General features: G+C 73.0%; 10 protein-coding genes. 5 read left to right on the top strand and 5 right to left on the bottom strand.

The window, feature by feature from the left end; all coding sequences use genetic code 11:
- Nucleotides 1–79: 79 nt before the first annotated feature.
- The 3 genes from OG948_RS50065 to OG948_RS50055 all read left to right on the top strand — a co-directional run bounded on the left by OG948_RS50065 (nt 80) and on the right by OG948_RS50055 (nt 2633).
- Nucleotides 80–679 (top strand): TetR family transcriptional regulator, encoded by a 600-nt coding sequence (locus OG948_RS50065; protein ID WP_331771720.1) that lies wholly within the window; start codon nt 80–82, stop codon nt 677–679.
- A 146-nt stretch (nt 680–825) separates the two neighbouring features.
- A complete protein-coding gene (locus OG948_RS50060; RefSeq protein WP_331771719.1) occupies nt 826–1419 on the top strand; it encodes a hypothetical protein in 594 nt (197 codons plus the stop codon).
- A gap of 482 nt (nt 1420–1901) precedes the next feature.
- Nucleotides 1902–2633, top strand: coding sequence for an ABC transporter permease (locus OG948_RS50055; RefSeq protein ID WP_331771718.1), 732 nt, complete (start codon nt 1902–1904; stop codon nt 2631–2633).
- Nucleotides 2634–2765: 132 nt separating this feature from the next.
- On the opposite strand, the gene OG948_RS50050 is transcribed toward OG948_RS50055, so the two are convergent.
- The 5 genes from OG948_RS50050 to OG948_RS50030 form a co-directional block, all read right to left on the bottom strand.
- Entirely contained in the window at nt 2766–4949 is a 2184-nt protein-coding gene (locus OG948_RS50050; protein WP_331773563.1) for an MMPL family transporter, read from the bottom strand.
- A gap of 234 nt (nt 4950–5183) precedes the next feature.
- Nucleotides 5184–5849: a response regulator transcription factor gene (locus OG948_RS50045; RefSeq protein WP_331771717.1), complete on the bottom strand. Its 666-nt coding sequence runs from the start codon at nt 5847–5849 to the stop codon at nt 5184–5186.
- Nucleotides 5846–7072, bottom strand: coding sequence for a sensor histidine kinase (locus OG948_RS50040; RefSeq protein WP_406300695.1), 1227 nt, complete (start codon nt 7070–7072; stop codon nt 5846–5848). Before OG948_RS50040 ends, OG948_RS50045 begins: the two co-directional genes overlap by 4 nt.
- Before the next feature lie 205 nt (nt 7073–7277).
- Nucleotides 7278–7967, bottom strand: coding sequence for a response regulator transcription factor (locus OG948_RS50035; RefSeq protein WP_331771715.1), 690 nt, complete (start codon nt 7965–7967; stop codon nt 7278–7280).
- Nucleotides 7952–9391: a sensor histidine kinase gene (locus OG948_RS50030; protein ID WP_406300694.1), complete on the bottom strand. Its 1440-nt coding sequence runs from the start codon at nt 9389–9391 to the stop codon at nt 7952–7954. Before OG948_RS50030 ends, OG948_RS50035 begins: the two co-directional genes overlap by 16 nt.
- Nucleotides 9392–9576: 185 nt before the next feature.
- On the opposite strand from OG948_RS50030, the gene OG948_RS50025 reads away from it, so the two are divergent.
- Nucleotides 9577–10269, top strand: coding sequence for an ABC transporter ATP-binding protein (locus OG948_RS50025; RefSeq protein ID WP_331771713.1), 693 nt, complete (start codon nt 9577–9579; stop codon nt 10267–10269).
- Complete coding sequence (locus OG948_RS50020) at nt 10266–12653, top strand: FtsX-like permease family protein (RefSeq protein ID WP_331771712.1); 2388 nt, start codon at nt 10266–10268, stop codon at nt 12651–12653. Before OG948_RS50025 ends, OG948_RS50020 begins: the two co-directional genes overlap by 4 nt.
- Nucleotides 12654–12673: the final 20 nt, after the last annotated feature.

Raw genomic sequence — 12673 nt, 5'->3', positions numbered from 1 at the left:
CGCGAAAGCCCGCGCGAGCGAACCGCGCGAACAGACCGCGACGGCATGAAGAGACGGCGACAGAAAGAGGCGATGCACGGTGCCCACCGGAACGGCCATCCGCGACGCGCGCGAGCAGTTGTTCGACGCCGCCGAGCGCGTCCTGCTCCGCGCCGGCCCCAGCGCGCTGACCAGCCGCGCGGTCACCACCGAGGCGGGCTGCGCCAAGGGCGTCCTGCACCGGCACTTCACCGACTTCGACGCCTTCCTGGCCGACCTCGTCCTGGACCGCATCGCCCGCATCGACCGCCGAGCCGACCTCCTGCGCGCGGAGGCCGGCACCGGGACCGTCGCGGCCAACGTCACCGGCGCGCTGACCGGCCTGTTCGAATCGGTGGCCGTCGCGATCGTCGGCCTCGTCACCTCCCGCGACGACCTGCGCACCCGCCTCCGCCGCAGCACGCCGACCGGCATCCCGGTCCTGACCGAGGCCACCGCCATGCTCGCCTCCTACCTCACCGCCGAACGCGACCTCGGCCGCATCGCCGCCGACGCCGACATCGACACGCTCGCCCCCACCCTGATCGGCACCGGCCACATGCTCTTCGCCGACCGGAACGGCACCCCACCGACACCCGAAGCCGTCCACAGGATCGTCACCACGCTCCTCGCCCCCACCCTCCGGGAACCCCGGACCTGAGCCGTCCGCCCCGCGTCCGGGCCCGTATCGTCGGTGTTCGGGGGTCGACCCCGGTGTGTCGTCCGTGCCGCGTGGGCACCACACCGGCAGCACACCGGCGTCGGCGGGGCCATGCGCCGGCCGGGATCCAGGACACGGAGTTGCCGTTGTTGTTCACACACGACGTACTGGTCAAGATCGCGTCCGGCGACGTCGACCTCGCCTTCCGCCGCCGGCGCACGCCCGCCGTCCGCCTCGGCAGCACGCTGCGCACCGAGGTCGGCGTGCTGGAGGTGGACGAGGTCGCGGCCGTATCGGAGGCGAGCGTGACCGACCGGGACGCCCAACGCGCCGGCTACGCCACCAAACCGGAAGTGCTCGCACACCAGCGCCCCGGCGAAGACCGGCAGTTGTACCGGATCGGCCTGCGCTTCGTCGGCGCCGACCCACGGGTGAGCCTGCGCTCGGACACCGACCTGTCGGCGAAGGACCTCGACGAGATCGTCGCGGGACTGCGCCGCCTGGACGCACGAAGCGGTCACGGGCCGTGGACCACCGCGATGTTGGAGCTGATCGACGCGAACCCCGCGGTACGCGCCGCCGACCTGGCCGCCGGCCTCGACCGGGAGAAGCTCCTCTTCAAGGTGGATGTCCGCAAACTCAAGGAACGCGGCCTCACCGAAAGCCTGGACGTCGGCTACCGGCTCTCGCCACGCGGCCGCCTGGTCCTCGATCACATCCAGCGAAGCAACCCGACCTGACCCGAGAAGCGCCCGGCCGACCACTCGGACAACACCGCCCCGAGACCGAGGCACCCGAAACTCCGCCTGCGCGCCGGGTGCCGCATCCACCAACGGGACGAAGGACCGAAAGCCGTCCACCGGCGGGAAGTCGGCCGCCCCGGCGCGGGCACGACCGGTAACCGGTCTCGTCACGTGGACGCCACGCGCTCCGTAGCCGTTACGTGTGATGCCCGTCGGGCGACGCCCGGGGCCGGCGAGCCGAAACCGGCTATCCCGGGCGAGAGAACGAACCGGGCCGCCGGACCGCGCACATCGCGGCCCACGACACGTCACCTGTGGCCCACCGCCGCGGGTGACGGGCGCACCGCGTCCGCGCCACGACCCGCTTGCCGCTTGCCGCTTCCGGCATCCCATTTCCCACGGAACCCATTCATCCCCGGATCCGTCCCAACTGTGCTGCCCCGCCCGTCCGTTCCTCTCGTCCCGGCCAAGGAGCGTTCATGACCATCCCGGGCACCCGCGTCCACGGCGCCGTCGGCACCGGCACCGGCGCCGAAGAGCCACCGGTCGATCCGTGCCCGCCGGATGAGGATCCGCACGCGCATGGCGTGCGCCGTCTGTTGGGTCGACTCGTGGGGGTCGTCCTCGTGTTGGGCGTCCTGGTCGTGGGCACGTTCACGATCGTGCGGTTGATGCCGGGGGACCCGGCCGTGGTCGTCGCCGGCCGGAACGCGGATTCCGCGCGAACCGAACAGGTGCGGCACGAACTGGGGTTGGACAGGTCGCGGGTCGCGCAGTTCGGCGACTACGTGTCCGGGCTGCCGTCCGGCGATCTGGGCACCTCGTTCCGCAGCGGCGAGCCGGTGACCGACGTGCTCGCGCAACGGCTGCCGCGTGCCGTCGAGTCGGCGCTGTCCGTGGTGTCGGTACTGCCCTTCGTCGCCGTCCCGCTCGGGATCGCGGTGGCGGTCCGCCGCCGGGGTGGGCGGCGCCGCGGCCTGGACCGCGCCTTCACCGCCACCATCGCGTTGTCGAGCGGCGCGGTGATCGCGGAGAGCGTGTTCGCGTGGCCCGGGCTCGGCTCGTGCCTGGTCGAGGCGATCCTCGACCGCGACCATCCGGTGGTCCAGGGCGCGGTGTTGGCGCTCGGCCTCCTGGCCTGCCTGCTCACCCTCGCGATCGAGCTGCTCCTGCTGCTGCTCGCGTCGACGGCCCCGCGCGCACCCACCTGAAGGCGGTGCCCGAGCCTGCTCACCCGCGGCCGACCCCGTACCGCACGTCGAACGCGCGAGGGCGGTGGCGGGGAAGGATGTGGGTCCTTCGCCGCCACCGCCGGCCGACCGGTGTGCTCGACGCCTCGCGGGTCAGTCGTGTTCGAGAGCGATCCGCGGCAGTGCGCGCTCCAGCGGGCGCGGGAGCCACCAGGCCCGGGCGCCGAACAGGCGCATCACCGCGGGCACGATCAGGCAGCGGATCACCAACGCGTCGAGCAGGATCGCGACCGCCAGACCGAGGCCGAACTGCTGCAACATGCGGTCCTCGCTCAGTACGAAGGCGCCGAAGACCACGATCATGATGGCCGCCGCCGCGGTGATCACCTTGCCGGTGGTCGCCAGACCCTCGCGGACCGCGTGCCCGGCGTCCCGGGTGCGCTGCCACTCCTCGTGGACACGGGCGAGCAGGAAGACCTCGTAGTCCATCGAGAGCCCGAACACGATCGCGAAGATCATCACCGGGATGAACGCCTCGATCGGGCCCTCCTGCACACCGAACATGCCGTGTTGGAACACGAGGGTGATCACGCCCATCGCGGCACCGATGCTGAGCAGGTTGAGCAGCGCGGCCTTCAGCGGCACCAGGATCGACCGGAAGACCAGCAGGAGCAGCACGAACGACAGACCCACCACGATCGCCACGAACAGCGGCAGTCGGTCGGCGACCTTGGCCGCGAAGTCCTCGACGGCGGCCGTACCGCCGCCGACCAGGACGGTGGCGCCGGTGCCGCGTTCCACGCCCGGCATGACGTCCTCGCGCAGGTGTTCGACCAGCTTGGTGGTCGCCTCGTCCTGGGGCGCGGACTTCGGGTAGGCGATCACCGTGGACACCCGCGGGTCACCGGACGGCAGGATCGGGCTCACCGCGGCGATCCCGGGGGTGCCCTCGAGCGTGCTCCTGGTCTGCTCCGCCGCGCCGGCGTCACCCTCGACGACCACGAACAGCGGCCCGTTGAAGCCGGGCCCGAACCCGTCCGCGAGCAGGTCGTACGCCTGCCGACTGGTCTTGGCCGCCGCGTCGTTGCCGGCGTCGGCGAAGCCGAGGCGCATGTCGACCGCGGGCGCGGCCAAGCCGACCAGCGCGACGACCGGGACGATCAGCGCGAGCCACGGACGGCGCTGGACCAGGCCGGCCCAGGAGCGCCACCGGGTGCCCTCGACGACCTTGCTCTTGGCCGCACGGCGCTCGACGTTGCGCCGGATGCGCTTGCCGAACAGGCCGAGCAGCGCGGGCAGCAGGGTCAGCGACGCGAGCATGGTCATCAGTACGGTCAGCGCGACCGCGAGCGCCACGCCGCGCAGCGAGCCCAGGCCCAGCGTGACCAGTCCCAGCAGCGCGATGATCACCGTGCAGGCGGCGAAGAACACGGTGCGACCCGCGGTGTCCAGGGCGCGTCGGGTGGCCTGTTCGGCGTCCGCGCCGCGCAGCAGTTCGGCGCGGTAGCGGGAGAAGATGAGCAGTGCGTAGTCCACCCCGACACCCAGGCCCACCAGCATCATCACCGGCGGCGTGAAGTCGGCGATATTGGCCAGGTGCGAGGCGAGCACGACCAGGCCGAGGGTGCTGCCCACCGCGAAGATGGCGGTCAACAGCGGCACGGCGGCGGCCACGAGCGAACCGAACAGGAACACCAGGACGACCAACGCACCGAGCATGCCCGCGCCCTCGGCCGCACCGCCGCCGCCCTCCTGGGCGCCGCGGATCTGGTCACCGCCGAGTTCGACCCGCAGCGTCGCCTCGCGCGTCTCGGCGGCCTGCGCGGTGTCGATGATCCTGGTCACCGCGTCCTTGGGCACGTCCGTACCGACGCCGTCCAGGGTGACCGTGGCGTACGCGGTCAGCCCGTCCTGCGAGACGGCGTTCGCGTCGTCGTACGGACTGCGCACCTCGGCCACGTGCGGGAGGTCGCGTACCGCGCCGAGCATGCGCTCGACCCGCTCCCGGGTCGCGGGCGTCGACACCGGCGCCTTGTCGTGCAGGACGATCTGTACGCTGTCGCCGGCCTGGGTGGCGCCGTGCCGCTTCAGCGTGTCGGCGGCCTGCTGGGACTCGGTGCCCGGGAGCGAGAAGTCGTTGTGGTAGTCGCTGCCGATCGCCATCGCGATGCCGCTGACCGCGATCAGCACCGCGACCCACACCAGCAGGGCCGCCTTGCGGCGCCGGTGCGCCCAGCTCGCGATGCGCTCGAACACGCTCGGGCGGTCGGTGCGTCGCGGTGCCGGCGGCCCGGGGTCGACGCCGGGCGGGGGGTAGGAAACCGGGGTCTCGGGCATTGCTTCCTCGATCCGCAGGAGGGGCTTGGGGACGTGGTGTCTCTTGTCCACAAGCCTCTCGGCAGGACGGCCGCCGGGCGTCCTGCGCAGGCACGGTACGGCCGGACGCCCCCGGTGGGCCCGCCACGCCGGCGGATACCCCCACGGTTGCGCCCGGTGTACACCCCCGGTTGCGGGTCGTCCCGGAGCCGCCCCCGACCGACCCCAACCGTTCCCGCACCGACCCGGATCCGGTCAGCCCAACCAGCCGGGCGTCACCATCCCCGATTCGTAGGCCAGCACCACGAGTTGGGCCCGGTCGCGGACCGCGGTCTTGGTCATGATCCGACTCACGTGGGTCTTGGCCGTCGCGGGGCTCAGCACCAGCCGGGCCGCGATCTCGTCGTTGGACAACCCGGCCGCGACCAGGGCCATCACCTCGCGTTCGCGATCGGTCAACGCCTGGACCCGCGGGTCCGGTTCCGGCGGCGCGACCCGGCCGGCGAACTCGGCGATCAGCCGGCGGGTGATCGTCGGCGAGATCAGCGCGTCTCCACGGGCGACCACCCGCACGCCGTGGATCAGTTCGACCGGTTCGGTGTCCTTGACCAGGAAGCCGCTCGCGCCCGCGCGCAGCGCGCCGTACACGTATTCGTCCAGGTCGAAGGTGGTCAGGATGACCACCCGCACGTCGGCGAGGAGTTCGTCGGCGATGATCCGTCGGGCCGCCTCCAGGCCGTCCAGTCGCGGCATCCGGATGTCCATCAACACGATGTCCGGCCGCAGTTCGCCCGCGAGCGCGAGCGCCTCCGTGCCGTCGACGGCCTCGCCGACCACCGTGATGTCGTCCTCGTTGTCCAGGATCCAGCGCAGGCCGGCCCGGACCAGGGCCTGGTCGTCCGCGAGCAACACCCGGATCACGCGGCGCCCTCCCGGCACAGCGGCAGCGTGGCGCTGACCCGGTACCCGCCGCCCGGCCGCGCGCCGGCCTCGAACTCGCCGCCCAACGCCCGGGCCCGTTCGCCCATGCCCGCGACCCCACTCCCGCCGCCCGGTCCGCCCGCCGCACCGTGGGCGTCCTCCGGACGCGCCGCGTCGCGGCCGTCCGGGAAACCCCCCGCGCCGACCCGCCCGTCGTCGTCGATCCGCACTCGTACCCGCCTCTCCTCGAACTCGATCCGCACCACGGCCGACGCCGCCCCCGAGTGCCGGGTCACGTTCGTCAGCGCCTCCTGCACGATCCGATACGCGGCCAGATCCACCGCCGGCGGCAAGGGCCGCGAGTCGCCGGGTAGTTCCAGGCGCACCTCGATACCGGCCCGACCCATGTGCGCGATCAGCTCGTCGAGCGCGGCCAGGCCGGGCGCGGGCGCCGTCGGCGCCTCCTCGTCCACCTGCCGCAACACGCCGAGCGTCTCGCGCAGTTCGCGCAGCGCGTCGCGGCTGGTCCGCTTGATCGCGTCGAGCGCCTGCTCGGCCCGGTCCGGGGCACGCGCGAAACCGTGCAACGCGGCCCCGGACTGTACGTTGATCAGTGACAGATGGTGGCCCAGCACATCATGCAACTCCCGTGCGATCCGCAGCCGTTCCTCCACCGCACGGCGCCGGGCCTCGGCCTCCAGGGTGTGCTCCGCCTCCTCCGCGCGGCGATGCGCCTCGGCCAGGTACGCGTTGCGGTTGTGCAGCATCCCGCCGATCGCGATCACCGCGACGATCCAGCCGAACATCAGGAACAGCGCGGCGTCCGCGAGGTGGTTCTGGCCGCTGCGCTGTTCGGAGACGCCGACGGCGGTCGCGAAACCGGCGCCGACGACCATGGTGATCACCAGGTGCCCGCGCGCCGCCGCGCTGTACAGGGCCACGGCGAAGGTCACGAACAGCGGTCCGTCCGCCACCACGAACGGGTAGTACACCGCCGACGCCAGCAGGGTCAGCAGCAGCACCGTGACGGGGTACTCCCGGCGGACGAACAACGCGGCGCACGCGGCGAAGACCGGCACCAGGCCCAGCGCGTCCGTACTGTCCATCGGCGCCATGTCCACGATCGTGAACGCCACCACGAGTACGCCGACGGCCGCCGTGCACACCGCCCCCATGGCCGGACCGCGCGGCACCCACCCGGATATTCGCGAAAGACTCCCCATGATCGGCAGCATAGGGGCAGCCCCCGCAGGGGACCCGCCCGCGAGCGCCGCATCCGGCACGAGCGCGGGATACGGGACTCGGCGGCCGGCCACGCGGCGGCGAGTCACACCGGTCGCGGACGCGTGGAGCCGGCGCGGGAGCGGGATGAGGCCGTACGCCTTCGCCCGGCCGGGCAGGCGATACCGGGCCCCGCCGGGCGCGGCACTAGGCTCCGCCGCCCGGTGCGATCAGCCCGGTCTCGTACGCAAGCACCACCGCCTGCACCCGGTCCCGGAGGTTCAGCTTCGACAGGATGCGACCGATGTGGGTCTTGACCGTGGTCGGGCTCAGTGACAACCGCTCGGCGAGTTCGGCGTTGCTCAAACCCGTCGCGAGCAGCCGGAGCACCTCCAACTCGCGCGGGGTCAACTCGGACAGGTCGCGGTGCGGCGTGCCACGCGGTTCGTCGCGATGCGCGAAGCGCTCGATCAGCCGGCGGGTGATGGTCGGCGCGAGCAGCGCGTCGCCGGCCTGGACCAGGCATACGGCGGCGACCAGTTGCTCGGGGGTGACGTCCTTGAGCAGGAAGCCGCTGGCCCCGGCGGTGAGCGCGGCGTAGACGTAGTGGTCCAGGTCGTACGTGGTCAGGATGATCACCCGGGTGCCGGCCGAGCCGCCGTCGGCGAGGATCCGGCGAGTGGCCTCGATGCCGTCCATCTGGGGCATGCGGATGTCCATGAGCACCACGTCGGGTCGGGTGCGCCGCACCGCGGCGATCGCCTCGGCCCCGTTGGCCGCCTCGGCCGCCACCTCGATGCCGTCCGAGGCCAGGATCATCCCGAAGCCGGTACGCACCAGCGCCTGGTCGTCGGCGATGACCACCCGCAGCGCCGGTCGGTTCACGCCGTCCGCCACGGGACCGCGGCCCGGATCCGGTACCCGCCGACCAGGGTCGGCCCGGCGGTCAACTCGCCGCCGTAGACCGCCAACCGCTCGCGCAGCCCGATCAGCCCCCGGCCGTTGCCGTCCATCGACCGGCCGCCGTGCGTGCCTCCGGTGTCGATGACCTCGATCTCCAAGCAATCCCCCGTATAGCCGATGACGACACTGGCCGCCGCGCCGGGCGCGTGCTTGATCGTATTGGTCAGCGCCTCCTGGACCACCCGATACGACGCGAGATCCACCCCGGGCGGCAGCGGGTCCGGCGGCAGCGACGTCGCGACGCGCACCGGCGTACCGGCCGCGCGCACCCGCTCGATCAGCTCGTCCAGTCGGTCGAGTCCGGGTTGGGGTTCGAGGTCGTCGGGGCGCTCGTGGTCCGCGGCGGCGAGCAGTCCCATCACATGGCGCAGTTCGGCCATCGCGGCCCGCCCGCCCGCCTCGACCGCGAGCAGCGCCTCCTTCGAGCGTTCCGGCGCCGCGTCCATCACCTTGCGCGCGGCCCCCGCCTGGATCACCATCACGCTGACATTGTGCGTCACCACATCGTGCAGTTCGGCGGCGATCCGGGACCGCTCCTCCTCGACCGCCCGGCGGGTGGCCTCCTGTTGGTCCTGCTGGAGCCGGGTGTACCGATCCCGGCTCGCCGCCAACTGCCGTCGCCAGAACAGCACCAGGCCGGCCATCCCGCCCGCGACCAGCAGCACCACTCCCGGGCTCGACCAGCCCGGCAGGATCGGCGCCGAGTCCCGGAACGCCGCGCCGGCCAACACCGCGGCACCCACCAGCACGGACACCGCACGCACCCGGTAGCGGCTGTAGACGACGGCGCTGTAGGCGCCGATCACGCAGGTCAGCACGTTGATCCAGGACGCGTCGTCCTCGCCGATGGCCACCCCCGCGCTCAGCACCGCGGCGAACGCGGCCAGCGGGTACCGGCGTCGCACGGCCAGCGGCAGCGCGGAGAGCACCAGGAACGGCCAGGGCACGGAGGCCGGCCCCCGTTCCTCGGGTGGCCAACCCTCCGGCGGTATCGGTGGTCGCGGTACGGCCGGATACTCGACGGAGGATGGCCCCCATTCCTCGGGTAGCCGGACCTCCGGCGGTATCGGAGATATCGGAGGGATCCGTGGGGCCGGACGCTCGGCGGACTCGTACGGGACGTGCCGCGCGTCCTGGACCGGACCGCTGTCCGGATACCGAGCCGCCACCACCAGCGCGAGCACGGTCAGCAGGACGGCCAACACCACGTCGGCGCACATCGCCCGACGCGAGAGCGGGGCGGTACCGGCCTCCGAGCGCAGCGTGAACGCCAGTTGCGCCCGCCATCCACGCCGGGCCCCCGGCTCGTCTTCGGTATCCACCGGCTCATTGTGCGACCCGCCCACGCCGTGCCGCATCCGCCCGCGCGGCCAGGCCGCGGTCCGTGCGGCGTACTTCGCAGGGATGACCCCGCGCCCGGGTCCTCCGCGCGGAGGGCCGGATGTCGGTTGGGTGGCCGACGCGCCCGATCGGCGCCCGCCCCTACGTTCACTGAGCCGACAAGGACACCTCCCCCTCTCGACGTCAAGGACGGACGATCCCCATGACTCACGTGATCGAACTGGCGGGCGTGGCCAAGCGCTACGACAGCGCCGGCGCTCCCGCGCTCGGACCGCTCGACCTCGGCGTCGCCCAGGGCGAGGCGCTCGCGGTGACCGGTCCCTCGGGCAGCGGCAAGTCCACGCTGCTGAACCTGGTCGCCGGGCTGGACAAGCCGACCGAGGGCACGGTGACCGTTGCCGGCCGGCGGATCGACGGGCTGAGCGAGCACGCGCTGGCCCGCTTTCGCCGCGAACACATCGGCATGGTCTTCCAGTTCTTCAACCTGCTCGACGACCTCACCGTCGCCGACAACATCCAGCTTCCGGCCCAACTCACCGGTTCCTCCCGGCGCAAGGCGGCGGCCCGCGCCGCCGAGTTGATGGAGGTGCTGGGCATCCAACGGCACGCCCACGCCTACCCGGGCCGGCTCTCCGGCGGCGAACGCCAGCGCGTCGCGGTGGCCCGGGCGCTGGTCAATCGGCCCGCACTGCTGCTCGCGGACGAGCCGACCGGCGCGTTGGACACCGCGTCGGGGCACGACGTACGGGAGTTGCTGGTGGACCTGCACCGGGACGGGCAGACCATCGTGCTGGTCACCCACGACCTGGCGCTGGCCCAGGCGTGCGCGAGCCGCACGATCCATCTGGTCGACGGGCACCTCGCGCTCGACACGCGCGCGGAGGCCGTCCGATGATCGGCCTCGGCGGCTCCGCACTGGGCCGGGTGGTGCGTTCCGGCGTGGGTCGACGGCGGGTGCAGACCCTGGTGATCGCGCTGGCCACGATGATGGCGGTGGCCTCGGCCGTGGTCGCCGGGTCGCTCATGGTCGCCGCGAACGCGCCGTTCGACCACGCCTTCGCGCAGCAGCACGGCGCGCACCTGAGCGTGCAGTACGACCCGGCCGCGGCGAGCGCGGCACAACTGGACGCCACCCGACGGCAGTCCGGCGTCACCGCGACCGCGGGGCCGTTCCCGTCCACGACGTTGCGCCCGGTGACCGGCGGCGGGCACCTGCCACCGCTGACCCTGGTCGGGCGGCCCGGTCCCGATGCCGATGTGGACGACTTGGACCTGAGGTCCGGCCGATGGGCGGCCGGCCCGGGCGAGATCGTCGTGTCCGCCTCCTTCGGCGGCCCCGACATCCGGCTCGGCTCCACCCTGCGCGCGTCCGATGCCGCGGACGCCCCGACCCTGACCATCGTGGGCATCGCCATGTCGGCGAGCAAGACCGCCGACGTGTGGGCCACGCCCGAGCAGGTCACCGCGATCGCGACGTCGACCGGGCCGCTCACCACCCAGATGCTCTACCGCTTCGCCGCGGCGGGCGGCAACGACGACATCACCGCCGCCCGGGCCCGACTCGCCGCGGCCGTGCCGCCCGAGGCGCTGTTGGGCAGCCAGTCGTACCTGGACACCAAACGCGCCGCCGATCGGAACGCCGCGCCGACCATCCCGTTCCTGTTGGCGTTCGGCGCGCTGGGCATCGCGATGTCGGTGATCATCGTCGGCAGCGTGGTCAGCGGCGCGGTCGGCACCGGGCTGCGCCGGATCGGCATCCTCAAGGCCATCGGCTTCACCCCGCGCGAGGTGGTCCGGGCCTATGTGGCCCAGGCGTTGATCCCGGCCGCCGTCGGCATCGGGGCGGGCGTCGTCCTGGGCAACCTGATGGCGCTGCCGCTGCTGTCGGACACCGAGGAGGTCTACGGCGACACGTCGCTGGCGGTGGCCTGGTGGGTGGACGTCCTGGTGCCGGCCGCGGCCCTGCTGGTGGTCGTGCTCGCGGCGCTGGTGCCCGCGCTGCGGGCCGGGCGGCTGCGTACGGTCGAGGCCATCGCGATCGGCCGCGCGCCGCGTACCGGACGGGGCCAGTGGGCGCACCGCGCGGCGGGCCGACTGCCGCTCCCGCGCGCGCTGACGTACGGCCTCGCGAGTCCGTTCGCGCACCCGGTGCGGATGCTCGCGATGTTGCTCGCGGTGGCCTTCGGTACGGTCGCCGCGACCTTCGCGCTGGGGCTGACCTCGTCCCTGAACGCGGTCGGCGAGGCGCAGGATCCGGAGAACCGCGCCGCGATCACGGTCATCGCCGGCGGGCCATCCGAGGGGCCGGGCGGACCGGCCGGGCCGGGCGGACCGCAGCCCAACAAGGGCGACACCGCCGAGCCCGCCGTCGACACGGCTCGGGTGCGCGCCGCGATCGAGGCGCAGCGGGGCACCGCGTCGTACTACGGCCTGGCCCAGGCGGACGTCACCGTGACCGGGGTGGCCGGCTCGGTCCGGGCGACGCTGTATCAGGGCGATTCCCGGCCCGGCGGCTACGAGATGATCTCCGGGCACTGGATCGCCGGCCCCGGCGAGGTCGCGGTGCCCACCCGTTTCCTGGAGCGCACCGGAACCAGGATCGGCGACCCGGTCCGGGTGACCTACCGGGGCGACACGCAGACCCTGCGGATCGTCGGCGAGGCCTTCGACACCTCGGACGACGGCATGCGCCTGCACGCGGACCTCGCCGCCTTCGCCGCCGCCCGACCCGAAACCTTCCTGGTCGAGGTCGGATCGGGCCTGTCGCCCGCCGATTATGCCCGGCAACTCGAGGCGGTGGTACGGCCGTTGGGCGGCGATGTGCTGGTCAACTCGCCCACCGAGGCGGAGGGCATGATCCTGATCCTGAACACGATGGCCGTCCTGCTCACCCTCATGCTGGTCGCGGTGGCGGCACTCGGCGTGCTCAACTCGGTCGTGTTGGACACCAGGGAGCGCGTGCACGACATCGGCGTGTGCAAGGCCCTGGGCATGACGCCGAGGCAGACCCTGAGCCTGGTGCTCGCCTCGGTCGCGGGCATCGGCCTGCTCGGCGGCCTGGTCGGCGTGCCGGCCGGCTTCGCGCTGCACGCCTATGTGCTGCCGGTGATGGGGCACGCGGCGGGCACCAACCTGCCGCCGAGCATCCTCGAGGTGTACGACGCGTGGCAACTGGTCCTGCTCGGTCTCGCGGGCGTGCTGATCGCGGTCCTGGGCGCGGCCCTGCCCGCGAGTTGGGCGGCCAAGGCGCGCACGGCGACGGCGCTGCGGACGGAGTAGGGTGGGCCGCCGATCCGGGC

Origin of the sequence: Embleya sp. NBC_00888, assembly GCF_045207655.1 — a bacterium.
In the GTDB taxonomy this organism is placed as follows: domain Bacteria; phylum Actinomycetota; class Actinomycetes; order Streptomycetales; family Streptomycetaceae; genus Embleya.
This window is presented reverse-complemented; position numbering and strand designations above follow the sequence as displayed.